We start from the raw sequence: 21,303 nt of genomic DNA, 5'->3' as shown, positions 1-21,303 counted from the left end.
GTGGGTCACGCCACCCGGAACACCGGCCCGCGGGCCACGAACGGCAGCCGCGCGCCTCGCGGCACCAGGTACGCGTGCTCGCGGCGGGGCCGGACGTGGTCGCACTGCGCGTCGGTGATGATCAGGATCGGGCCGTCGGCCGGGAAGTCGGCCGCCCGCTGGAGCAGGTCGACGCCGGGCTGCAGGATCGTGCCGCCGCGGCCGCGGACCTTGACGCGGCCCGCGATGTCCTCCACCGCGAGGTACCCGGCGTCGTAGGCGACGGCGTCGCAGAACACCACGCGCGCCGCCGGGACGTCCCGGGCCAGCGCGTACGACGCGATCGCGCCCAGGGCCTTGCCCAGCAGCTCGGCGTTCATCGACCCCGAGGTGTCCAGCACCACGCCGAAGGTGACGCGCCGGTCGAGGCGTTCCGGGCGGACGCGGCCCGGGCGCGGGATGTCCGGCGTCGCCGACTGGCGGCGGGACGCCCGCGCGTAGCTGCGCACCGGCAGCTCCACCCGGACGTGCTCGTCGAACCAGCGCGCGAGCTGCGCGTCCCACGGCAGCGGCGGGTGGTCGAGGGCCCGGATCTCCTGCTCCAGCCCGGCCGGCAGCAGCCCGCGGCCCTGGGCGTGGTGATATTCGAGCCCCTGGGTGAGCGCCCGGCGGTAGAACTCGTCGAGGTCGACGCCGCCGGCCCGGTCGCCGTCGCGCCACGGCCCGGGCTTGGCCCCGGCCCGCCGCGACGACCGGCGCCGCACCGCGTCCGGTTCGGACAGCCAGTCGCCCAGCACGTCCCCGGCCTCGCGCGAGCCCAGGGTCACCAGCTTGCGCGCCCGCCGGAGGTCGGTGCTCAGCGTGTCGTAGACCGACTCCGCGGACATCCCGGTGAGCTGCTGGTCGTGCAGGCAGCCGTCGGGCAGCTCGCCGACGCCCATCGACACCAGCCAGCCGTTGATCACGTAGTCGCAGGCGACGTTCCACAGGTAGGGGTCGCGGCCCAGCGCGCGGCGGTCGTGCCGCAGCGCGGCGTGCAGCATCTCGTGGGCCAGCACGAACCGCCACTCCTCGGCGCTCAGGTCGGCGGCCGGGTTGACGTAGATTTCGCCGTGCTCGGCGTCGACCGCCGCGAAGGCGATGTTCCAGGCGCGGACGACGTCGGCGTCGACGACCAGGGTGAACCCGGCGGCCGCCGCGCCGAGCAGCGGGAACGACGAGACGAACCACGCCAGCGCGCGGTCCCACTCCCCCATCGCCCGCCGGTGCCGGGTGCGGCCGCGAGCGTCGGCGGCGCGTTCCATCGCCTCGGTGGCCGAGGCGATCAGCCCGCGGGCGAAGCGTTCCGTCCACGGCCGCGGCTTCCCGTGGTACTGCAGCTGCCAGCGGCTCATCGGGGGCGCGAGCCGCAGGCACGGCCGCGCCCCGCCGGTGCCGAGGGCCCGGAACGGCTCCGGCACACCGGTTTCGCGCCAGCTCCGGCTCAAGGCGAGCTCGTCGGTGCCCGGCAGGTCCGGCAGCTCCACGAGGGGCGTGCCGACGTGGACCGCGTCGGCGAACCGGTGGACGGCCACGCAGCTCGCGGCCCAGTAAGGGGCATCGAACTCCACGTCGGCCAGTTGCGCTTCGTCGAGGTGGCCGAGGCCGAGGTGCAGCAGCAGGTGCGCGAACACCCACGCCCATTCGCCCGGCTCGGCCTCGCGCGCGCGGTTCGGGGTGATCAGCCCGCGGTCGTCGACGACGGCCCAGCCGTCCACGCCGATCAGGCTCTCCGTGCTCAGGCTCGCGCCGCGGGCGAGGTGGTCGAGGACGGTGTGCGAGCGCGCCCGGCCCCAGCCGTCGGCGATCGCCTTCTGCCGCCGCTCCCGGCGCTTCGCTTCGACGCGGGCGTTGCTCATGCGCGCGCCGCGACCAGCCGCGGGAGGTCGCGGGCCGCCTCGACCAGGAACCACGAGGGCAGGCGGGGGTGGCCCGTCTCGTCGTCGGCGATGACCAGCTGGGCCATCTCCAGGGAGAGTTCGGCCAGCTCCACGAGCAGGCTCTTCGCGCGGAAGGCGAACTGGCGCACGGCCGCCGACGCGTGCCGCTTGTCCGCGGGCAGGTCCTTGACCAGCCGCGCGCGGAAGGTCTCGGCGAGGAAGTAGAGCAGGTCGCGGTCGCCCGGCTCGGCGGGCCAGCGCGCGTCGCCCTTGAGGATCGCCTCCAGGTCGAAGGCGTGCCGGGCCACCTTGAGGTACGCACGGAAGGCGCCGGCGTGCGCCGGGGTGAGGGTCGCGTACGCCAGCAGCGCGATCGTGTCGTCGCCGGCCGGGTCGCCGGCGGAGCGCAGCAGGTCCGAGAGCATGTGCCAGGAGCGCGGCGTCGAAAACGGCTCCTCGGTCTTCGGCGGCGGGCTCCAGAGGTGGTCCGGCCGCTGGGTGAGGTACTCGATCACCCACGGGTGGATGCCGTTCCCGGCGGCCCAGGCGAGCCAGTCGCCCGGCGCGGCCCGCAGGTGGACGTGCACCAGGCGGTTGACCAGGGCCGAGGCCATCGGCCGGGCCAGCGCCTGGTCGGTGGCGCGGTTGCCGGCACCGATCACGACCGAGCCCGGCGGCAGCTCGTACGAGCCGATGCGGCGCTCGAGGATGAGCGAGTAGAACGCCTTCTGGACGTCGGGCGCGGCGGCGTTCAGCTCGTCGAGGAACAGGCAGTACGGCTCGTCACGGGCGATCTGCTCGGGCGGGCAGAACCGGCTGCGGCCGTCGACGATCTGCGGGACGCCGATCAGGTCTTCGGGCGCGAGCTGGGTGCCCAGCAGCGAAACGCAGTCGAGCCCCAGCGCCGCCGCGAAGTCGCGCACCAGCGAGGACTTCCCGATCCCGGGCGCGCCCCAGAGGAACACCGGCCGCACGACGGCGGTGGTGAGCAGGAGCTCGGGCAGCCGGGCGGGCGTGACCGTGAGCTGGGCGTGCAAGCGTGGACCTCCTGGCCGTCAGGACATCTTCTTGCGACGCCCCCTTTCGACGCCCATGGTCGCGCACCGCCCGGGAGTGCGCATCCGAATTAGCTCGCCCGGCCCGCGGACGGGTACGGCAGCAGCGCCATCTCGCGCGCGTTCTTGATCGCCGTGGCGACCTGTTTCTGTTGCTGCGGCGTCAATCCGGTGACCCGGCGAGCCCGGATCTTGCCGCGGTCGGAGACGAACTTCCGCAGCAGGTCGGCGTCCTTCCAGTCGACTTCGGTGATTTTGCTGGCGCGCAACAGGTTCACCTTGCGCTTGGCCGGACGGTCGCGGTGCGGCTTCGGCATCCGGCTCACCAGCTCGACTTCGCGACGCCGGGCAGCTCGCCGCGGTGCGCGGCCTGCCGGATCTTCACCCGCGACAACCCGAACTTCCGCAAGTAGCCGCGCGGACGGCCGTCCGCGACGTCCCGGTTGCGGATCCGCGTCGGGCTCGCGTCCCGCGGCAGCTTCTGCAGCGCGACGACCGCGTTCGCCTTCTCCGCCGCCGACGAGCCGGGCGAGGCGACGAGGGCCTTGAGCGCGCGGCGGCGTTCGCCGAACCGGGCGGCGATCACCTTCCGCCGCTCGTTCTTCGCGATCTTCGACTTCTTGGCCATCAGCGCTCTTCCTTGAACTCGACGTGCTCGCGTGCCACGGGGTCGTACTTGCGCAGGACCATCCGGTCCGGGTCGTTCCGGCGGTTCTTCTTCGTCACGTACGTGTAGCCGGTGCCCGCGGTGGACCGCAGCTTGATGATCGGCCGGATGTCGGTGCTCTTTGCCATTACAGCTTCACCCCCTTCGCTTTCAGCTCGGCGACGACGGCTTCGATGCCGCGCTTGTCGATCGTCTTCATGCCCTTGGCGGACACGCGCAGCCGCACCCAGCGGCCTTCACCGGGCACGAAGTACCGGCGGTTCTGCAGGTTCGGCTCCCACCGCCGGGACGTGCGGCGGTGGGAGTGCGAGACCTGCTTGCCGTAGCCCGGCTTGCGGCCGGTGATCTGGCACACGGCGGACAAAGGACCCTCCCGAGTTGATAGTGGTTATCATTGTCATCTACTCTACGCACCGTACCCCGCCCGTATTCCTGGAGCCCCTGTGACCCCCGAGCAGACCCCCCGCTTCCGCGTCCCGCTCGTCCTCGTCAGCGGACTCGCCGCCGGCCCGAACGCCGCACTGGCCGAGCTGCTGCGCGCGGCGGGGCCCGGCACCGCCGTCGTCCACCACGACCTGCGCGAGATCCACTCCGGCGTCGTCCGCCGCCGCCTGGAGCTCGGCGAACGCGACGAGCTGACCGTGCTCGAACTGGCCCACGGCTGCGTGTCGTGCACCCTGCGGGAGGACCTCCTCCCGCTGCTGCGGCGGCTGGCCCGGCGCCCGGAGGTGACCCGGATCGTCGTCCGGCTCGACGAGGCCATGGAGCCGGAGCCGGTGAGCTGGGCGATCCGGAACGTCCTCGTCGGCGAACGCCCGGTGGGCGACGACGTCGACCTGCGGGCCGTCCTCACCGTCGTCGACTGCGCGACCTGGCTCGCCGACGCGACCGGCGACGACGAGCTGGCCGACCGGAACCTGCAGGGCAGCCCCGAGGACGAACGGACGGTCGCCCAGGTCGCGCTGTCGCAGGTGGAGTTCGCCGACGTCCTCGTGCTGGCCGGCGCGGCCGCCGACGCGTGGACCGCCGCGAAGGCGTCCGCCGTGCTCGACCGGGTGGCGCCGTCCGTCCCGCGGGTCGAGCTGGCCCGCATCGACGGCCACAGCGTGCTCGACGCGGTCCCGGCGGACGCCCGGCGCGGCGAGGTCACCGACATGCACGGCGCGCTGCTGCGCGGCGAGCCGCCCCTGCACGACGACTGCGGCATCGCCTTGTTCACCTTCACCGCGCGGCGGCCGTTCCACCCGGAGCGGCTGCACGACGCCCTCGACGTGCTGCTCGACGGCGTCGTCCGCACCCGCGGGCGCGCGTGGGTGGCCAGCCAGCCCGACGTCGCGTTCTGGATCGAGTCGGCGGGCGGCGGGCTGGGCCTCGGCCACGCCGGGCCGTGGCTCGCGTCGCCGGACGGTCCGGAGTGGACGGACGTCTCCCCCGAGCGCCGCACCCTGGCGTCCCTGCGCTGGCACCCGGTGCACGGCGACCGGGCGCAGGAACTCGTCATCGTGACGGACCAGACAACGCCCGGTGAGATCGACGCGGCCCTGCGCGGCGCTCTACTGACCGAAGACGAACTGGCCGCCGGACCCGAAGCGTGGCTGCGCTACCCCGATCCGTTCGGCGACCGGCACGAAGAACCGTGTGAGGACAGCGAACCCGGCCCGGCGCGCCACGACGCGACCGCGGCGAACCGAAAGGAAGACCGATGAAATCCGGCCTCCACCCCGACTACCACCCCGTGGTGTTCAAGGACTCGTCGACCGGCGACGCCTTTCTGACCCGCTCCACCATCACCTCCGAGAAGACGATCGAGTGGTCCGACGGCCGCACCTACCCGCTCGTCGTGGTCGACATCAGCTCGTGGTCGCACCCGTTCTGGACCGGCACCCAGCGGATCATGGACAGCGCCGGCCAGGTCGAGAAGTTCCACCGCCGCTACGGGAAGCGGGGCACCCGCTGATGGCCGTCCCCAAGCGCAAGATGTCCCGCAGCAACACGCGGTCCCGGCGAGCGCAGTGGAAGGCCGCCGTGCCCGACCTGGTGCCGATCCAGGTGGCCGGCCGGGTTCAGCTGGTCCCGCGCCGGCTGATGAAGTACTTCCACGCGCGGTGACCGTCCCGGTCACCGTCCTGTCCGGCTTCCTCGGCGCGGGCAAGACGACGCTGCTCAACCACATCCTCGCCAACCGGGCGGGACTGCGGGTCGCGGTGATCGTCAACGACATGAGCGAGGTCAACATCGACGCCGCGCTCGTCCGGTCGCAGGAGCGGCTGGTCGAGCTGACCAACGGGTGCATCTGCTGCACCCTGCGGGAGGACCTCCTCGAAGAGGTCGCGGCGCTGTGCACCGGCAACCGCTTCGACCACGTGCTCATCGAGTCGAGCGGCATCTCCGAGCCGATGCCGGTGGCCGCCACGTTCACGTTCCTCGACGCGGTCGCCCACCTCGACACGATGGTGACGGTGGTGGACGCGGCGAACTTCGCCCGCGAGCTGGCGGCCGGCGACTCCCTGGTGGAGCGCCGGCTCGACCAGTACGAAGAAGACGAGCGGACGGTCAGCGACCTGCTGGTGGACCAGGTCGAGTTCGCCGACGTCCTGCTGCTGAACAAGACGGACCTGGCCACCGACGTCGACCGGCTGGTGGCGACGCTGCGGCGGCTCAACCCGGCCGCCGACGTCGTCACGGGCAGCTTCGGGCAGGTGCCGCTGGAACGGGTCTTCGGGACCGGGAGGTACGACGCCGTCCGGGCCCAGGAGGCACCGGGCTGGGTGGCCGAACTGAACGGCGACCACGTCCCGGAGACCGAGGAATACGGCATTTCCAGCGTGGTGTTCCGCGCTTCCCGGCCGTTCGACCCGGCCCGGCTGGGGGATTTCGTCACCCGGCGGCTGGATTCCGGCGAATTCGGGACGGTGCTGCGTTCCAAGGGATTCTTCGCGCTGGCGTCGCGGCCCGGGGTGACCGGGCTGTGGTCGCAGGCGGGCACGGTGGCGCGGTTCGAACCGCAGGGCGTGGCGGCCGAACCGCGCCAGGAGCTGGTGTTCATCGGCGCCGATCTGGCGGGCGAAGCACTCCTTACCGCGCTGCGGGACTGCCTCGGCGACGTCCCCACGGGCCCGGACCCGTTCCCGGAGTGGGAGCCGGTCAAAACGCATTGACCGCGGCGGAAGAATGGCAGCATGGACGGGCGGGGATATCTGGAGAAACTGATTTCCGATCAATTGGGCGCGGGGCGCGGGCAGCCGCCTCACGGGCGGCAGCTGAGCTTCGACCGGCGCGAGATCCGCGGGGTCGCGATCGGCCTGGTGGCCGCGGGGGCGCTCGCGCAGGAGGACGCCGACCGGATCCTCGCCGACCTGGACGAGACCCTGCAACGGTCCGGCCGGCTCAAGGTCGTGCGCGTGGAGGGGTCGGCCTCGGCCGGCTTCGCGCCGGTGGCCAGGCCGGTGGCCGAGCCGGTGGGCAAGCAGGTGGGCGCCGAGCGGCCCGAGTGGCGGCAGGCGATCGAGAACCCGCCGGCGCCCGTGCTGCGGCACGTGGTTTCGCTGGCGGGCCGCACCCTCGAGGCCGGCGAGCTGACGGCGGACCTGGTGAGCCTGGAGGTGTGGTCCACCATCGTCGTCCTCAACCTGGCGCACGGTAACTTCGCGCACGGTGATTTCGACCCGCGCCGGTTGCGGGAACGCTTCGGGGCGGACATCCGCTGGCGCGGGTGGGACGACACGGGAACCCAGTACCGCGGTGGGCGCGCGGGCGGTTCGGGGTCGCACGGCATGTTCCTGGAGCGGCACATCTTCGAGCCCGGCCCGCCGGCGGAGGCCCGGGTGCTCACCGTGGCCGTCGAGACCCCCGGCGGGCAGGCCACCGTGGAAATTTCGCTCGGCTGAGAGCGTCAGTGGTCGTCGTAGTGGTCCTCGTGGGTCGCGTGGCGGTGCCCGTCGTGCAGGTAGTCGACGTGGTCGCCGTGGGGCACGGCCACGTGGCCGCAGCCTTCGCCGTGGGCGTGGTCGTGGCCGGTGTGCGGCACGTGCCCGGCGATTTCGCACTCGTCGAAGTGGCCGTCGTGAGCCCGGTGCAGGTGCCCCTCGTGCACGTAGTCGATGTGGTCGCCGTGCGGGACCGCCGCGTGGCCGCAGCCTTCGCGGTGGACGTGGTCGTGGCCGGCGTGCTCGACGTGCAGGATGGTCATCGGCTGCCCCTCTCCAGGTGTGTCCATTTCGGACGTTAACCCGGACGCCCGCGAACGGCCGGGCGAAAGCTCCCGGCTCACCCGATAGCGCCGCCCGTGTCCGAGTTGATCAACCCAGGTTTATCAGTCTAGGTTGACGATCGTGACGGACGACGAGCTCCTCCAGGCGAGCGCCGACCTGCGCGTCGCGCTCGCCCGGCTGGTCCGGCGGCTGCGCCAGGGCTACGTCGCCGGCGAACCGACCCTGCCCGAACGCTCGGTCCTGTCCCGGCTCGACCGCGAGGGCCCGGCCACCCCGGGCTGCCTCGCCGACCTCGAACGCGTCAAGCCGCAGGCCATGGGCGTCACCCTCGCCGGGCTGGTCGAACGCGGGCTGGTCGAGCGGCGCAAGGACGACTCCGACGGCCGCAAGGTGCTGATGTCGGTCACCGAAACCGGCGTCAAGCTGCTCACCGACCGGCGCTCGCAGACGACCCGGCAGATGGCGGCCGCGCTGGCCGGGAAGTTCACCGCGGCCGAGCAGCGCGCCCTGATCGCGGCGATCCCGCTGATCGAGCGGCTGGCGGACGAGCTGTGAGCTACAAGTGGGTCGCGCTGTCGAACACCACGCTCGGCGTGCTGATGTCCGCGCTCGACGGCTCGATCGTGATCATCTCGCTGCCGGCGATCTTCCGCGGCATCGGGCTCGATCCGCTCGCCCCGGGCAACATCGGCTACCTGCTCTGGATGATCCTCGGCTACCTGCTGGTGCAGGCCGTGCTGGTGGTGACGCTCGGGCGGCTCGGCGACATGTTCGGCCGCGTCAAGATGTACAACCTCGGGTTCGTCGTGTTCAGCGCCGCGTCGGTCGCCCTGTCGTTCGACCCGTTCCACGCCGGCGCCGGCGCGCTGTGGCTGATCGGCTGGCGGATCGTGCAGGCCGTCGGCGGGTCGATGCTGACGGCGAACTCGGCGGCCATCCTCACCGACGCCTTCCCGGCGCGGCAGCGCGGGATGGCGCTGGGCGTCAACCAGATCACCGCGCTGGCCGGGCAGTTCCTCGGCCTGGTCGTCGGCGGGCTGCTGGCCGAGATCGACTGGCGCGCGGTGTTCTGGGTGAGCGTGCCGTTCGGCCTGCTCGGCACGATCTGGTCGATCCGCAGCCTCCGCGAGGTCGGCAAACCGCAGCGCGCGAAGATCGACTGGGGCGGCAACGTCACCTTCGCCGCCGGGACGGCGCTGGTCCTGGCCGCGATCACCTACGGCATCCAGCCCTACGGCGGTGCGGCCACCGGCTGGGGCAATCCCTGGGTCCTCGGCGGGATCGGCGCCGGGGTGCTGCTGCTCCTGCTGTTCGGCGTGATCGAGACGCGCATCGCCGCGCCGATGTTCCAGCTGAGCCTGTTCAGGATCCGCGCGTTCGCCGCCGGCAACGTCGCCGCGTTGCTGACTTCGGTCGCGCGTGGTGGCATGCAGTTCATGCTCATCATCTGGCTGCAGGGGATCTGGCTGCCCCTGCACGGCTACGACTACGAGCGGACGCCCCTGTGGGCGGGCATCCACCTGCTGCCGCTGACCGTCGGGTTCCTCATCGCCGGGCCGGTGTCGGGGTACCTGTCGGACCGGTTCGGCGCCCGGCCGCTGGCCACCGGCGGGCTGCTCCTGGTCGCCGCGGCGTTCCTCGGCCTCCTGGCCCTGCCGGTGGACTTCTCCTACCCGGCGTTCGCCGCCCTGCTCGTGCTGAGCGGCGTCGGCCAGGGCATGTTCGCCGCGCCCAACACCTCCGCGATCATGAGCAGCGTCCCCACCGAGCAGCGCGGCGTCGCCTCCGGCATGCGGGCGACGTTCCAGAACTCCGGGACGTCGCTGTCGATCGGCGTGTTCTTCTCGCTGATGATCGCCGGGCTGGCCACGTCGCTGCCGCAGACGCTGACGAGCGGCCTGCAGGCCCACGGCGTCCCGGCGCCGGTCGCCGACGGCGTCGCGCAGCTCCCGCCGGTCAGCACGCTGTTCGCCGCGTTCCTGGGCAGCAACCCGGTCGGGCACCTGCTCGGCCCGGACGTCCTTTCCGGACTGACGCCGGCCGACCGGGCGACGCTGACCGGCGGCGAGTTCTTCCCGCGGCTGGTCTCCGGCCCGTTCCACCACGGCCTGGTGGTCGTGTTCACCGCGGCCGCGGCGATGGCCGTCGTCGCCGCGATCGCGTCCGCTTCGCGCGGCGCCCGGTACGTCCACCCCCTCGAGGAAGCGAAGGAGAACCGATGACCGACGAGATCATCGCCGGAACCGTCACCATCACCGGCCACGGCGGGGACGAACTGGAGGCCTACCTGGCCAAACCGACCGACGAGACCCCGCGCGGCGGCGTCGTGGTGATCCACCACCTGCCCGGCTACGACGCGGCGACGAAGGAGATGGTCCGCCGCTTCGCCGTCGAGGGCTACAACGCGCTCTGCCCGAACCTGTACACACGGGAAGCGCCGGGCGCGGACCCCGACGACGCGGCCGCGACGGTCCGCGCGGCGGGCGGCATCCCGGACGACCGCCTGGTCGGCGACGTCTCGGGCGCGGCGGACTACCTGCGCGCGCTGGAGAACGCGAACGGCCGCGTCGGCGTCATCGGGCACTGTTCCGGCGGCCGCCACGCGTTCCTCGCGGCCTGTTCCCTGGAGCTCGACGCGGCGGTGGACTGCTACGGCGCGTTCGTCGTCAACGACCCGCCGGAGGCCATGCGGCAGATGAAGCCGCTGCTCGGCCTGACCCCCCAGCTGTCCTGCCCGCTGCTGGGCATCTTCGGCGCCGACGACCAGTTCCCGGGCCCGGACGAGGTGGCGGTGCTGGCGGCGGAGCTGGAAAAGCACGGCAAGGAGCACGAGTTCCACACCTACGCCGACGCCGGCCACGCGTTCTTCGCCGTCGACCGCCCGAGCTACCGCCCCGAAGCCGCGAAGGACGGCTGGGAACGCATCCTCGGCTTCTACGCCCGCACGCTCACCGCCTGAGAGAGGACTCGCTGATGTGCACTTACCTGACCGAGAAGTTCGCGCTCGAAGGCAGCGGCAAAGGGGCTCGCGGCTGGTTCCGGGTGAACGAGGGCACCGTGTACGTCGACCACCCGGTGCATGCGCCTTACGCGCACACGGTGAACATCGACTTCCGGAACCCGGGCCTGGGTGCTTCCGCGCGGGTCGCGTTGGAACTGACGGAAGAGGACGCGCTGGCCCTGGCGGATGCCATCCACGCGGCCGTCAAGTCCGCGCCGGCCGGGCTGGCTTCGCGGAACCAGTGATCATCGGAGCTGCCGCCCGGCGGCCTCGACGAACGCCGTGAGGACCTCCTGGCTGCGGGTTTCGTGGCCCGCCAGCTCGGCCCGGTCCGCCGCCTTGCCGAGGGCGGCGATCGGGCCGAACGCGGCGTCGGCGAGCCGCAGCAGCTCGGCGTCCTCGGTGAGCAGCCGGACCTGGAACCGGGCGTGATCCGCGGCCGCACCGCACTGGTCCGCTTCGGTGTACGCGGCCCTGATCTCCGCCACGTCCTGGTCCCGCTGCCGCACCAGCCACAGGGAGATCATCTTCTGGCGCAGAGCGGTCATCGCGCCGGCGAAAGCCGCGTAGGCCGCGATCCGCTCCTGGCGAAGCCGTTCCTCGCGGGCGGCCTTCTCCGCCCGCCGCGCGGTGAGGCGAGCGAAGAGGTACGTCAGAGCGGACCCGGCCAAGGTTCCGCAGACCGCGATGACGCTGGTCGACACCCCGTTCACGGCGTGTACAGCGCGCCCAGGAACTCCAGCAGCAACCGCTCCCGCAACGGCGCCGGTGCCGTGGCGAGGAGCGCGTTGATCGGGGCCATCCGCTCCGGCAGCCCCGAAGCGCCACCCAGGCCCGCCGCCGCGAGGAGGCCCGCGAACTGCTCGGACGTCAACGTCGCCGGGTCGAGGACCGCGACGAACTCCGCCACCGCCGGGTCGACGACCACCGGGCCCGCCTCCCGCGCGGCGTCCACCGACGCGGCCAGGTCGGTCAGGAACTCCTTCTCCCCGCCGTGGTTGGCCGCCGTCACCGTCAGGTGCAGGTTCGCCGGAGACGCTTCGAAAGCGAACTGCGGCTGGACGTACCAGCCGCGCGCCTTCATCTCGTCGGCCACCGTGAACAGGTCGAACCCCTCGTCACCGGTGAACGCGATCAGCGTCGACACCGGGTCGCCGAGCACCCGCAGGCCGGGTAGTTCCTCGATGCCGGACCGGATCCGGGCCACCGCCTCACGCGCGGCGGATGCCAGCTTCAGGTAGCCGTCGGACCCGAGGTGGCCGACCACCGCCCACGCCGCGGCGAGCGGGCCGCCGGAACGCGTGCTCTGAATGGTCGTGTTCAGCATCGTGTAGCCCGGCCAGGCCGCGCTCGCGAAGTAGTGCGTGCGCCGCAGCTCCGCCGAGGCGTGCAGCAGCACCGACGTCCCCTTCGGGCAGTACGCGTACTTGTGCAGGTCGACTGAAATGCTCGTGACGCCGGGGACGCGGAAGTCGAACGGCGGGACGTCCGCGCCGAGGCGGGCGAAGTACGGCAGCACCCAGCCGCCGATGCAGGCGTCGACGTGCAGCCGGACGCCGCGCTCGAGCGCCGCCGCCGCGATCTCGGGGACCGGGTCGAGCACGCCGTGGGCGTACGACGGCGCACTCGCCACGACCAGGACCGTCGAGTCGTCGATCGCCGCGGCCATCGCCGCCGGGTCGGCGCGGAAGGTCACCGGGTCGACCGGGACGTCGATCCGCCGCAGCCCGAACAGGTGCGCCGCCTTGTGGAACGCCGCGTGCGCGGTGGTCGGCAGCACGATCGACGGCGACGCGACCGAGGGGTGGGCGTCCCGCGCCGCGAGCACCGCCAGCAGGCACGACTCCGTGCCGCCGGAGGTCACCGAACCGACCACGCCCGGGACGTCACCCAGCAACCGGGACGCCGCCAGAACGAGGTCGTTCTCCATGCGCAGCAGGCTCGGGAACGCCGTCGGGTCCAGGCCGTTGGCCGACGACGCCAGCGCGTGCGCCGCCGCGCCCAGGGAGTCCACTTCGGACAGCCCGCTGTCGTAGACGTAGGCCAGGGTCCGGCCGCCGTGCGTCGGCAGGTCGCCCGCGCGCAGCTCCCGCAGCGCCGCGAGGACGTCCTCAGACGGGTTCACGGCGCGGCTCCAGCACCTTGCGCCGCAGCAGCGGCAGGGCCAGCGCGATCAGCACGCCGGGGATGATCGACGCCCCGACGAGGATCGCCACGATCGCGCTGTGCGGCTGCGCCGCGGTGGCGTCGGTGCTGGACACGTACCCGCCGAACGCCAGGATCAGCGCCCAGAGCCCGCCGCCGAAGGCCAGCCCGAGGGTCTCCCCCGCGGTCCACACGCCCGCCGCGATCCCCGCGCGGGTTTCGCCGGTGCGCTCCTCTTCGGCGGTGATCAGGTCGGGCAGGATGGCCAGCGGGAACACCGAAATCCCGGCGTACCCGACCCCGCAGAGCACCACGAAGACGAACGAGACGACCAGCGGGATCTCCTGGGCGAACACGAGCCCGAGCAGCCCGATCGCGAAGGCCGCGGTGGCCAGGCGGAAGCCGTTGAGCTTGCCGACCCGGTCGCCGAGCCGCGGCCACAGCGGCATGGTGATCAGCGCCGGGCCGACGAAGATGACGAACAGGATCGTGCCGTAGCCGTCGTTCCCGAGGATGCGCTGGGCGAAGAACGGGATCGCGGCGAGCACCGTGCCGATGCCCAGCGCCTGGATGAAGTACGTGCCGAGCAGCCAGCGGAACGGCCGCCAGGCGGCGAGCGTGCGCACCAGCTCCTTCAGGTTCACCGTGTTCGGCCGCAGCGAGCCGACCGGGGCGTCCTTGAGCCCGAAGTACACCAGCAGCGTCGCGACCAGCACGATCAGCCCGATCACCAAGGCCATGATCCGGTAGCCGGCGACGCCGTCGATCCCGGCGGTGATCGCCGGCGCACCGCCGCCGCAGATCAGGATCGTCACGGCCAGCACCCCGATGCGGACGCTGGTGAGCTTCGTCCGCTCGGTCGCGGACTCGGTCAGCTCGGCGGGCAGCGCGTTGAACGGCACCTGGAACAGCGCGTACGCCGTGGCGCAGAGGGCGAACGTGATCGCCACGTACAGCGCGTCCGGCAGCGGGCCGCCGAACCCGGGGTGGGCGAACATCGCCGCGAACAGGATCGCCACGCCGATGCCGCCGATCAGCAGGAAGCGCCGCCGGCTGCCGGTCTTGAGCAGGTCGGCGTCGGACATCCGCCCGGCGATCGGGTTGAACAGCACGTCCCAGGCCTTGGGCACGAACACGATCGCGGCCGCCCAGCCCGCGGGCACGGCCATCGTGTCGGTCAGGTACTTCACCAGCACCAGGCCGGGAACCGTGCCGAAGGACCCGGTGACGAACGAGCCGAGCGAATAGCGGAACCTCGTCCGGCCGGACAGCGTCGCCATGGTCCTCCTCGAAACGGCGTACCGGGTGCTGGCCATGAGTATTCGATCTCGGCGCGCACCCGGTAGTGGTCGAGGGGAATCGTGCCATCGTCGTGACCAAGGCCACGACGGGGCCCGCCGGTCAGCCGAGGGCGCGGGCGATCTTCTCCAGCGTCGCGGCGTCACCGCGCAGCAGCAGCTGGGTGACCACGGTGTCCTCCCAGGCCTCGAGCTCCTCGCGGATCTTCTCCGCCGGCCCGATCAGCGAGGTGTCCTCCACCAGCGACGTCGGGATCGCCGCGGCCGCCTCCTCCTTGCGGCCGGCGAGGAAGAGCTCCTGGACCTTGTCGGCCACGTCGCCGTAGCCCAGCCGCGCGTAGACGTCGTGGTGGAAGTTGACGCTCTTCGCGCCCATCCCGCCGATGTACAACGCCAGCGACGGCTTGATCCAGCTCGCCGCCTCCTCGACGTCGTCGTGCACGATCACCGGCAGCGAGCACGGCACCTCGAACGTGGCGAAGGTGTGGCGCGCGCCCGGGCGCGAGAAGCCTTCCTCGAGCGCGGCCTTGTAGAAGTCGTTGCTCTTGGGCGAGAAGAACAGCGGCAGCCAGCCGTCGCCGATCTCCGCCGCGAGGGCCACGTTCTTGGGCCCTTCGGCCGCCAGGTGGATCGGGATGTCCTTGCGCAGCGGGTGCACCGTCGGCTTCAGCGGCTTGCCGAGCCCGGTGCCGCCCTTGAACGGCAGCTGGAAGTGGTCGCCGTCGAGGGTCACCGGCGCCTCGCGGGCGATCACCTGCCGGACGATGTTCACGTACTCCCGGGTCCGGGCGAGGGGCTTCGGGTACGGCTGGCCGTACCAGCCCTCGACGACCTGCGGGCCGGACGCGCCGAGCCCCAGCACCATCCGGCCACCGGAGAGGTGGTCGAGGGTCAGCGCGCTCATCGCCGTCGCCGTCGGGGTCCGCGCGGCCATCTGCACGATGTTCGTACCGAGCCGGATCCGGCTGGTGGAAGCGCCGTACCAGGCCAGCGGCGTGAACGCGTCCGAGCCGTACGCCTCCGCCGTCCACACCGAGTCGAAGCCGAGCTCCTCGGCCTTGAGGACGGCTTCCAGCGCACCCGGGGTGGGGCCGCTCTGCCAGTACCCGACGTGGAATCCCAGCTTCACGAAAGCCTCCTAGACGTTCGGCGCGTAGTGCTCGGGCTTGCCCCGCTCGGACAGCGGCGGCAGGTTCCTGGGTGGAGTCTCGACCAAGGGTGCGTCCGCAGCCACCTCGCCGCGCTCGCGACGCCAGCCGGCGCGCGCACGCGGGTGGTAGCGGCGGTCGTGCGGAACGAGCTTGAACAAGGCGTCGACGAGCTTCCCGAACCGCCGGTGCCGCCGGGCGTCGCGCTCGGTCCAGCGGAAGCCGAGCAGATCGCGGACCTCGCGGTCGTACAGGCCGATCGTCAGCCACACGAAGTTGCGCGCGATCACCCGCTGGACCGGCCGCCACAGCGCGTCCGGCAGCCAGGGCAGGAACGGCGGCTTGCCGAGCCCGCGGATGTCCAGGACGTCCCGGGTGGCCTTGTTGTCCTCCAGGACGTCGGTGCACATGTGCTTCCAGTAGCGCTGGAAGTCCTCCCAGCTTTCGGGCACCGGCCGCGTGGTCATGTCGTACATCCGCCACCAGCGGACGTGCTCGTCGAACAGCTGCCGCTTCTCCGCCTCGCCGATGCCGCCCATGAAGTGGTCGGCGATGAGGATCGTGCTGACGAAGAACGTCGCGTGCGCCCAGTAGTAGGTGTCCGGGTCGAGCGCGTGGTAGCGGCGGCCCCGCGCGTCGACGCCCTTGATGCGGTCGTGGTAGCCGCGGACTTCGAGGGCGGTCCGGTGGGCGCGCGGGCCGTCGTAGACGACCCCGCCGATCGGGTAGAGCGAACGGAACAGCCGCTGCCAGCGCTCCTCGAAGAACCGCGAGTGCTGCTCGACGCCGGCGCCGAGGCCGGGGTGCATGTTCTGCATGGAGCCGGCCCACAGGCCGATCAGCAGGCCGCGCCAGTCGCCGAAGTACTTCCACGTCAGCGAATCGGGACCCAGCGGCTGGGGGGTCATCGGCGGCTCCTCGTCGAGTCCGAAACTGACTACGGCTGTTGTCAGGCTAAGATCTGACAACAGTTGTAGTCAACCGAGGAGCTGTGATGCCGGGCCGGACCTGGGCGGGCACGACGCTGGACGACCGGAAGGCGCTCCGGCGCGAGCAGCTCGTGGCGGCCGGCCTCGAACTGCTGGGCACCGAGGGCTCGGCCGGGACGAGCGTCCGCGCGGTGTGCCGGCACGCGAAGCTGACCGAGCGCTACTTCTACGAGAGCTTCGCCGACCGCGAAGAGCTGGTCGCGGCGGTTTACGAGCACGTCGGCGAGCAAGCGCGGCAGGCGCTCGTCGACGCGGTGCGGGACGCCCCCACTCCGGTGTCGCGGGCGGAGAACGCCGTGCGTGCGTTCGTCGAGCTGATCGTCGACGACCCTCGCAAGGGCCGGGTCCTGCTGCTCGCCCCGCTCACCGACCCCGCGCTGACCCGCCGCGGCCTGCACCTGCTGCCGGTGTTCGCCGCGCTGGTCGGCGAGCAGCTCACCCACGGCGACGAGGCCGAGCGCCGGATGGTCGCCGTCGGGCTGGTCGGCGCGCTGACCAACGTCTTCGTCGCCTACCTCGACGGCTCGCTGAAGGTCTCGCGCGAGCGGCTCGTCACGCACTGCGTGAAACTCGTCCTCGGCGCCGACGGCCACTGACGCACCTCCCTTGCCCGACCTGGTGACAGTCGCGCGGCGGATCGGGCACACTCAACCCATGCGTACCGCTGGGCGGAACGACGGCGCGAGCGGCGACGGCCTCGTCGCGGCCCGGCTCGCCGCGCTCCTGGAAGCCTTCCGGCCGGGTGACGAGACCCTCGGCGTCTCCGAGCTGGGCCGCCGGACCGGGCTGGCGAAGACGACCGTGCACCGGCTCGTCGGGCACCTGGCCGAGACCGGCCTGCTCGAACGCGAGGCGGGCGCGGTGCGGCTCGGGCTGCGGCTGTTCGAAATCGGCCAACTGGCCTCGCCCCGCCGTGGCCTGGTCGAGGCGGCCCGGCCGTACCTGGCCGACCTGCGCGAAGCCACGCGCAACACGGTCCACCTCGCGATCCTCGAAGGCACCGAAGTCGTGTACCTCGACGTGCTGCGCGGGCCGGACGCGCCGACGCTGCCCTCGCGCATCGGCGGCCGGTTCCCCGCGCACGCCACCGGCGTCGGCAAGGCGATCCTGGCGTTCTCCCCGGAATCCGTGGTGGACCAGGTGATCGACGCCGGGCTGCCGCGGCTGAGCGCGCGGACGATCACCGCACCCGGCCTGCTGCGCCGTCAGCTCACCCGGGTGCGGGAGGAAGGGATCGCCCTGGAGCGCGAGGAATCCGGCGTCGGGGTGGTGTGCGCGGCCAGCCCCCTGCTCGACACGCACGGTGTCGCCGTGGCGGCGGTGTCGATTTCCGGCTGGGCCAACCGGATGCGGACCGAACGGGTCGCGCCCGCCGTCCGAACGGTCGCACTGGCGCTGAGCCGGACCCTGGCCGGCTCCGGCCCGCGCGGTGGGAAATAATCTTGCCGGGCAACGCTTTTCCCGCGACTGGGCCGTCCGGCTGACGTAACCGTCCCGAGCTGGACCGGTGATCGGGAGCGGCTACGATCCGTCCAATGGCCCAGCACAGCCGGGAGACGACCGACCCGGGCCGCTCCCCCGCGACGCTTCCCGAACCGGCGGCCACCGGCTTCCCGGCCGCACACCGGTTGCTGTCGCTCGACATCGTGCTGGCCCTGCTGGCGCTGGCGGGCGGGCTGCGCGTGCTGTACCTCGCCGCGCCCGCGCCGGCCCTGCCCGCCGAGGCCGCGAACGTCGCCCACGCCTACGCGCTCGGGCACCTCACGCCGTTCACCGACGCCGGCGGCGCCGGGGTCAGCCCGTTCGGCTGGTGGCAGCTCACGGCGTACACGATGGTCTCCGACGCCTTCGGGCGCTCGGCGTCGGCGCTCGCGGCGGTCCGGGAAACCATGCTCGTCGCCGCGGTGCTCGGCGCCGTGCTGCTGTGGTTCCTGGCGCGCCGGCTCGGCCTGACGCGCTGGGCGGCGGCGGCCGCGGTGCTGCTGGTCGCGGCGTCGCCGCTGGCGCTCGGCCTGCAGCGGCTGGTCGTCGTCGAGCACCTGGCGGTCGGGTGGCTCCTCGGCGCGCTGGTGCTCATCACCCGGCCCGGCGCCCGGATCCGGCACGACGCCGCGGCCGCGGTCTGCCTGCTCGCGGCGGTGCTCACCTCCCCGCTGGCGCTGCTCTTCCTGCCCGCCGCCGGCTGGCTGCTGGTGCGGCGCGCGCCCGCCCGCGCGGCGCTGGTGGCGGTGCTGCTCAACCTCGGGCTGGGCATCGCGTTCGGCCCGGCGGCCGCCGTGCTCCGCCCGCACCTCGCGGCCGCGAGCCGGCCGTCGGTGGCCGATTGGGTCGCTCTCGACCCTTCGTGGGCGGTGCTCTCGACGGTCGCCTTGGTGGCCGCGCTGGCCGTCACCGCCCTGCGGCCGCTCGCGGTGTCCGGCCTGCTCCTCGTCGCGGCCCTGCTCGTGCCCGGCGTGCCGGACACCGCCGTGCTCGCGCTGCTGCTGCCCGTCACGCCCCTGCTGTTCGCCGCGGTCGTCCAAGCGCTGGCGCGCCAGCGCGTCCCGGTGCACCGGGGGAACCGCGCCCGCGGTCCCGGGACCGTGCTTGCCGCGGGGGTGCTCGTCGCCGTGGTCGCCACCGGCTGGATCTACGGCTACCCCGCCCTGCGGCCGGCCACCGGCCGCGCCGGACCGCTCGTCGAAGCCCAGGACTGGTTGCGGGCCAACGCTTCCGGCGCGCGCGTGCTCGTCGACGACGGCGCGTGGGCCGAGTTCGCCAAGGCCGGCTGGCCGACCGGGCTGCTCGTCCCGGCCGCCGCGTGCGCGGCCGGCTGCCCGGCCGCCGACTGGGCCGTGTTCGCCACCGGCGCGGACGGTCTCCGGAGCCGCTATCCGGCCCTCGGCACCGCGCTGGCCGACGCCGGCGTGACCGCGGTGTTCGGGCAGGTCACCGTCTCCCGCCTCGGCCTGCCCGCCGCCGATCCGGCCGCGCCGTCGGAGGAGTCCGCGCGCACCCACGCGGGTGCGGCGCTGGCGGCGTCGGCCCGGATCACCTGCACCCCGGACGCGCTCGCCGTGCTGCGCGCGGGCCGCGCCGACCCGCGGCTGATCGCGACGATCGCCGCGCTCGCGGCCCTGCAGCCGGTGGGCGTCGCGGCGTTCCCCGCCGTCCCCGGCGAAGACCCGGCCGGGCAGCCGCGCCGCCGGGTGCTCCTGACCGGCGGCGCGGACGGCGCGGCGGCGTTCTACGCCGGCCAGCGCGACCTGTTCCGGCCGTCCTCGGTCGCCCGCACCGCGGGCGGCGTGCTCGTCACGTACCCGCTGTTCGCACCCCCGGGACTGCTGGTCCCGTTCTCCTCCCCCTGACGGTGAAAGGCCCCTCCCATGCGCACCCTCCTCCTCAGACCCGGCGGGCTGGCCGCCGCAGCCCTCCTGTTCGTCGCGCTGACGCCGGTGACGGCCGAGGCGGCGACCGGCCCCGGCCCGGGCGTCGGCTGGATCCGGGTCGGCCACCTGTCGCCGAAGGTGCCGCCGGTGGACATCTACTTCGCGCCCTTCGGCCAGGCCGAGAAGGTCGTCATCCGCAAGGCCGGCTACGGCGCGGTCACGCCGTACTCGTCGCTCGGCCCCGGCAAGTACACGCTCTCGATGCGGCCCGCCGACGCCGCACCCGCCACGCCGCCCGCGCTGTCGGCGACGATCGAGGTCGCCGAACGCAACGCCTATTCGCTGCTGGTCTTCGCGAACGGCCCGGACGGCACGCTCAAGGGCGACCTGGTCACCGACGACCTCACCCCGCCGGCCGCGGGCAAGGGCCGCGTCCGGGTCGTGCAGGGGTCGGCGGCGATCGCGCCGGTCACCGTGGCGGGACCGCAGGGTGTCACCATCGCGAAGGACGCGGCGTACGGCCAGACGTCGTCCTATGTGGACGTCCCGGAAGGACGGTGGCCGCTGCAGCTGAGCGGCGGCTCGGTCAAGTCGGCCGCCGACGTCGACGTCAAGGCCGGGTCGTCCACGTCGCTGCTGGTCACCGAGAACGCCGGCGCGCTGAAGGCGAACCCCCTCCCCGACGGCGCGTCGCTGCCCGAACCGCCGAAGCTCGGCGTCGAGACCGGGGGCGGCGGCACCGCGCCCGGGTCCACCCCGCTGTGGCCGGTGTTCGCGGCGGCCGCCGGGCTGCTGGCCGCGCTCCTCGTGGGGCGCCGGGCGGCTCGTGCGCGCTGACGCCGGCGCGCTGCTCGTCGTGGCCGTGCTGGCCGCCGGCTGCTCGGCGGCCCCGGCGGCCCCGGTCGCGCCGCCACCCGCCGTCCCGGCCTCGTCAGTGGCTCCGCCGGCCGCGAGCGGGCCGCAGCCGCTGCCCGCCGCGGCCGGCGTCCGCCCGCTGCGGCTGCGCATCCCCGCCATCGGCGTCGACGCGGCCGCGCTCGTCCCGCTCGGGCTGGGCGCCGCCCACCAGCTCGAAGCGCCCGCGCGGTTCGAGGACGTCGGCTGGTACGCCGCCGGCCCGGTGCCGGGCGACCCGGGCCCCGCGGTGATCGCCGCGCACGTCGACTCCCGGGCCGGCCCGGCGCCGTTCTTCCGGCTGCGCGACCTGCACGAGGGCGACCAGGTGTTCGTCGCGCGCTCGGACGGCCTCGAGACGCGGTTCGTCGTGGACGCCGTCCAGCGCTACCCGAAGGACGCGTTCCCGACGGACGCCGTGTACGGGCCCGCGCCGGGCAGCGCGCTGCGGCTCATCACCTGCGGCGGCAGCTTCGACGCGGCGAAACGCTCCTACCGCGACAACATCGTCGTCTACGCCTCGACGCGCTGGGACTAGTGTCCTGCGCCTGAAGTTCGCTATCTAATTGTAGGATGCGGTGATGGCGGGTCGTGGACGGTCCAAGGTCGAGCTGATCCTCAGTGATGAC

At 73.1% G+C, this 21,303-nt stretch carries 26 protein-coding genes; 14 read left to right on the top strand and 12 right to left on the bottom strand.

Annotation, left to right across the window (positions count from 1 at the left end; all coding sequences use genetic code 11):
* Nucleotides 1-5: 5 nt before the first annotated feature.
* The 6 genes from AB0M30_RS16860 to rpmB all read right to left on the bottom strand — a co-directional run bounded on the left by AB0M30_RS16860 (nt 6) and on the right by rpmB (nt 3,984).
* Entirely contained in the window at nt 6-1,877 is a 1,872-nt protein-coding gene (locus AB0M30_RS16860) for a hypothetical protein (protein ID WP_364584949.1), read from the bottom strand.
* On the bottom strand, nt 1,874-2,935 hold the full coding sequence (locus tag AB0M30_RS16855) for a MoxR family ATPase (protein ID WP_364584948.1): 1,062 nt from the start codon (nt 2,933-2,935) through the stop codon (nt 1,874-1,876). Before AB0M30_RS16855 ends, AB0M30_RS16860 begins: the two co-directional genes overlap by 4 nt.
* An 89-nt stretch (nt 2,936-3,024) precedes the next feature.
* Nucleotides 3,025-3,279 carry a 30S ribosomal protein S18 gene (gene rpsR, locus AB0M30_RS16850; protein ID WP_364584947.1) on the bottom strand — a complete coding sequence of 85 codons (255 nt, stop codon included), beginning with the start codon at nt 3,277-3,279 and terminating at the stop codon, nt 3,025-3,027.
* The gene (gene rpsN, locus AB0M30_RS16845) at nt 3,276-3,581 is read right to left on the bottom strand and encodes a 30S ribosomal protein S14 (RefSeq protein ID WP_364584946.1); all 306 of its coding nucleotides are present in this window, start codon (nt 3,579-3,581) and stop codon (nt 3,276-3,278) included. Before rpsN ends, rpsR begins: the two co-directional genes overlap by 4 nt.
* Nucleotides 3,581-3,748 (bottom strand): 50S ribosomal protein L33, encoded by a 168-nt coding sequence (rpmG, locus tag AB0M30_RS16840; protein ID WP_155549872.1) that lies wholly within the window; start codon nt 3,746-3,748, stop codon nt 3,581-3,583. Before rpmG ends, rpsN begins: the two co-directional genes overlap by 1 nt.
* Nucleotides 3,748-3,984 carry a 50S ribosomal protein L28 gene (gene rpmB, locus AB0M30_RS16835; protein WP_364584945.1) on the bottom strand — a complete coding sequence of 79 codons (237 nt, stop codon included), beginning with the start codon at nt 3,982-3,984 and terminating at the stop codon, nt 3,748-3,750. The genes rpmG and rpmB overlap by 1 nt, the downstream gene beginning before the upstream one ends.
* A 79-nt stretch (nt 3,985-4,063) precedes the next feature.
* Between rpmB and AB0M30_RS16830 the strand changes: the two genes are divergently transcribed.
* From AB0M30_RS16830 to AB0M30_RS16810, 5 genes are read left to right on the top strand one after another with little or no spacing between them, the layout of a single operon-like run.
* Entirely contained in the window at nt 4,064-5,326 is a 1,263-nt protein-coding gene (locus AB0M30_RS16830; RefSeq protein ID WP_364584944.1) for a GTP-binding protein, read from the top strand.
* Nucleotides 5,323-5,577 (top strand): type B 50S ribosomal protein L31, encoded by a 255-nt coding sequence (locus AB0M30_RS16825; RefSeq protein WP_364584943.1) that lies wholly within the window; start codon nt 5,323-5,325, stop codon nt 5,575-5,577. The genes AB0M30_RS16830 and AB0M30_RS16825 overlap by 4 nt, the downstream gene beginning before the upstream one ends.
* Complete coding sequence (rpmF, locus tag AB0M30_RS16820) at nt 5,577-5,729, top strand: 50S ribosomal protein L32 (protein WP_364584942.1); 153 nt, start codon at nt 5,577-5,579, stop codon at nt 5,727-5,729. The genes AB0M30_RS16825 and rpmF overlap by 1 nt, the downstream gene beginning before the upstream one ends.
* Nucleotides 5,726-6,778 (top strand): GTP-binding protein, encoded by a 1,053-nt coding sequence (locus tag AB0M30_RS16815; protein WP_364584941.1) that lies wholly within the window; start codon nt 5,726-5,728, stop codon nt 6,776-6,778. The genes rpmF and AB0M30_RS16815 overlap by 4 nt, the downstream gene beginning before the upstream one ends.
* Nucleotides 6,779-6,799: 21 nt before the next feature.
* Entirely contained in the window at nt 6,800-7,507 is a 708-nt protein-coding gene (locus AB0M30_RS16810; protein ID WP_364584940.1) for a hypothetical protein, read from the top strand.
* Nucleotides 7,508-7,512: 5 nt separating this feature from the next.
* Here the strand turns inward: AB0M30_RS16810 and AB0M30_RS16805 are convergent, their stop codons facing one another.
* Nucleotides 7,513-7,809 carry a hypothetical protein gene (locus AB0M30_RS16805; RefSeq protein WP_364584939.1) on the bottom strand — a complete coding sequence of 99 codons (297 nt, stop codon included), beginning with the start codon at nt 7,807-7,809 and terminating at the stop codon, nt 7,513-7,515.
* A gap of 142 nt (nt 7,810-7,951) precedes the next feature.
* On the opposite strand from AB0M30_RS16805, the gene AB0M30_RS16800 reads away from it, so the two are divergent.
* The 4 genes from AB0M30_RS16800 to AB0M30_RS16785 are packed head-to-tail and all read left to right on the top strand — an operon-like array spanning nt 7,952 to nt 11,077.
* Entirely contained in the window at nt 7,952-8,386 is a 435-nt protein-coding gene (locus AB0M30_RS16800) for a MarR family transcriptional regulator (RefSeq protein ID WP_364584938.1), read from the top strand.
* Nucleotides 8,383-10,053 carry an MFS transporter gene (locus AB0M30_RS16795; RefSeq protein ID WP_364584937.1) on the top strand — a complete coding sequence of 557 codons (1,671 nt, stop codon included), beginning with the start codon at nt 8,383-8,385 and terminating at the stop codon, nt 10,051-10,053. The genes AB0M30_RS16800 and AB0M30_RS16795 overlap by 4 nt, the downstream gene beginning before the upstream one ends.
* Nucleotides 10,050-10,790 carry a dienelactone hydrolase family protein gene (locus AB0M30_RS16790; RefSeq protein WP_364584936.1) on the top strand — a complete coding sequence of 247 codons (741 nt, stop codon included), beginning with the start codon at nt 10,050-10,052 and terminating at the stop codon, nt 10,788-10,790. Before AB0M30_RS16795 ends, AB0M30_RS16790 begins: the two co-directional genes overlap by 4 nt.
* 14 nt (nt 10,791-10,804) lie before the next feature.
* Nucleotides 10,805-11,077, top strand: coding sequence for a DUF6295 family protein (locus AB0M30_RS16785; RefSeq protein WP_103342560.1), 273 nt, complete (start codon nt 10,805-10,807; stop codon nt 11,075-11,077).
* Here AB0M30_RS16785 and AB0M30_RS16780 read toward each other — a convergent pair whose 3' ends face one another.
* The 5 genes from AB0M30_RS16780 to AB0M30_RS16760 form a co-directional block, all read right to left on the bottom strand.
* Nucleotides 11,078-11,545, bottom strand: a complete 468-nt coding sequence (locus tag AB0M30_RS16780; RefSeq protein WP_364584935.1) for a hypothetical protein — start codon at nt 11,543-11,545, stop codon at nt 11,078-11,080.
* The gene (locus AB0M30_RS16775) at nt 11,542-12,957 is read right to left on the bottom strand and encodes an aminotransferase class V-fold PLP-dependent enzyme (RefSeq protein ID WP_364584934.1); all 1,416 of its coding nucleotides are present in this window, start codon (nt 12,955-12,957) and stop codon (nt 11,542-11,544) included. The genes AB0M30_RS16780 and AB0M30_RS16775 overlap by 4 nt, the downstream gene beginning before the upstream one ends.
* On the bottom strand, nt 12,944-14,257 hold the full coding sequence (locus AB0M30_RS16770; protein ID WP_364584932.1) for an MFS transporter: 1,314 nt from the start codon (nt 14,255-14,257) through the stop codon (nt 12,944-12,946). Before AB0M30_RS16770 ends, AB0M30_RS16775 begins: the two co-directional genes overlap by 14 nt.
* Nucleotides 14,258-14,378: 121 nt before the next feature.
* On the bottom strand, nt 14,379-15,404 hold the full coding sequence (locus AB0M30_RS16765; RefSeq protein WP_364584930.1) for an LLM class F420-dependent oxidoreductase: 1,026 nt from the start codon (nt 15,402-15,404) through the stop codon (nt 14,379-14,381).
* 9 nt (nt 15,405-15,413) lie between these two features.
* Nucleotides 15,414-16,331, bottom strand: coding sequence for an oxygenase MpaB family protein (locus tag AB0M30_RS16760; protein ID WP_364584928.1), 918 nt, complete (start codon nt 16,329-16,331; stop codon nt 15,414-15,416).
* Between the two features lie 86 nt (nt 16,332-16,417).
* Between AB0M30_RS16760 and AB0M30_RS16755 the strand changes: the two genes are divergently transcribed.
* From AB0M30_RS16755 to AB0M30_RS16735, 5 genes are all read left to right on the top strand, one after another.
* Nucleotides 16,418-17,008, top strand: a complete 591-nt coding sequence (locus AB0M30_RS16755; RefSeq protein ID WP_364584926.1) for a TetR/AcrR family transcriptional regulator — start codon at nt 16,418-16,420, stop codon at nt 17,006-17,008.
* Between the two features lie 58 nt (nt 17,009-17,066).
* Nucleotides 17,067-17,852, top strand: a complete 786-nt coding sequence (locus AB0M30_RS16750; RefSeq protein WP_364584924.1) for an IclR family transcriptional regulator — start codon at nt 17,067-17,069, stop codon at nt 17,850-17,852.
* 95 nt (nt 17,853-17,947) lie between these two features.
* A complete protein-coding gene (locus tag AB0M30_RS16745) occupies nt 17,948-19,759 on the top strand; it encodes a glycosyl transferase (RefSeq protein ID WP_364584922.1) in 1,812 nt (603 codons plus the stop codon).
* A gap of 18 nt (nt 19,760-19,777) precedes the next feature.
* Entirely contained in the window at nt 19,778-20,617 is an 840-nt protein-coding gene (locus AB0M30_RS16740) for a DUF4397 domain-containing protein (RefSeq protein ID WP_364584920.1), read from the top strand.
* A complete protein-coding gene (locus AB0M30_RS16735) occupies nt 20,607-21,212 on the top strand; it encodes a class F sortase (protein ID WP_364584918.1) in 606 nt (201 codons plus the stop codon). Before AB0M30_RS16740 ends, AB0M30_RS16735 begins: the two co-directional genes overlap by 11 nt.
* The last annotated feature ends 91 nt before the right edge of the window (nt 21,213-21,303 follow it).

The sequence above is a fragment of the Amycolatopsis sp. NPDC051716 genome, assembly GCF_040681595.1.
Taxonomy (GTDB): domain Bacteria; phylum Actinomycetota; class Actinomycetes; order Mycobacteriales; family Pseudonocardiaceae; genus Amycolatopsis.
Note: the sequence above shows the minus strand (reverse complement) of the source record. Positions and strands in the feature narration are given on the sequence as shown.

Coding starts and splice junctions, on each gene's coding strand:
- AB0M30_RS16860 (WP_364584949.1), bottom strand. CDS start 1,877: ATGAGCAACGCCCGCGTCGAAGCGAAGCGCCGGGAGCGGCGGCAGAAG.
- rpsN (WP_364584946.1), bottom strand. CDS start 3,581: ATGGCCAAGAAGTCGAAGATCGCGAAGAACGAGCGGCGGAAGGTGATC.
- rpmG (WP_155549872.1), bottom strand. CDS start 3,748: ATGGCAAAGAGCACCGACATCCGGCCGATCATCAAGCTGCGGTCCACC.
- AB0M30_RS16825 (WP_364584943.1), top strand. CDS start 5,323: ATGAAATCCGGCCTCCACCCCGACTACCACCCCGTGGTGTTCAAGGAC.
- rpmF (WP_364584942.1), top strand. CDS start 5,577: ATGGCCGTCCCCAAGCGCAAGATGTCCCGCAGCAACACGCGGTCCCGG.
- AB0M30_RS16810 (WP_364584940.1), top strand. CDS start 6,800: ATGGACGGGCGGGGATATCTGGAGAAACTGATTTCCGATCAATTGGGC.
- AB0M30_RS16805 (WP_364584939.1), bottom strand. CDS start 7,809: ATGACCATCCTGCACGTCGAGCACGCCGGCCACGACCACGTCCACCGC.
- AB0M30_RS16790 (WP_364584936.1), top strand. CDS start 10,050: ATGACCGACGAGATCATCGCCGGAACCGTCACCATCACCGGCCACGGC.
- AB0M30_RS16785 (WP_103342560.1), top strand. CDS start 10,805: ATGTGCACTTACCTGACCGAGAAGTTCGCGCTCGAAGGCAGCGGCAAA.
- AB0M30_RS16770 (WP_364584932.1), bottom strand. CDS start 14,257: ATGGCGACGCTGTCCGGCCGGACGAGGTTCCGCTATTCGCTCGGCTCG.
- AB0M30_RS16760 (WP_364584928.1), bottom strand. CDS start 16,331: ATGACCCCCCAGCCGCTGGGTCCCGATTCGCTGACGTGGAAGTACTTC.
- AB0M30_RS16755 (WP_364584926.1), top strand. CDS start 16,418: ATGCCGGGCCGGACCTGGGCGGGCACGACGCTGGACGACCGGAAGGCG.
- AB0M30_RS16750 (WP_364584924.1), top strand. CDS start 17,067: ATGCGTACCGCTGGGCGGAACGACGGCGCGAGCGGCGACGGCCTCGTC.
- AB0M30_RS16745 (WP_364584922.1), top strand. CDS start 17,948: ATGGCCCAGCACAGCCGGGAGACGACCGACCCGGGCCGCTCCCCCGCG.
- AB0M30_RS16740 (WP_364584920.1), top strand. CDS start 19,778: ATGCGCACCCTCCTCCTCAGACCCGGCGGGCTGGCCGCCGCAGCCCTC.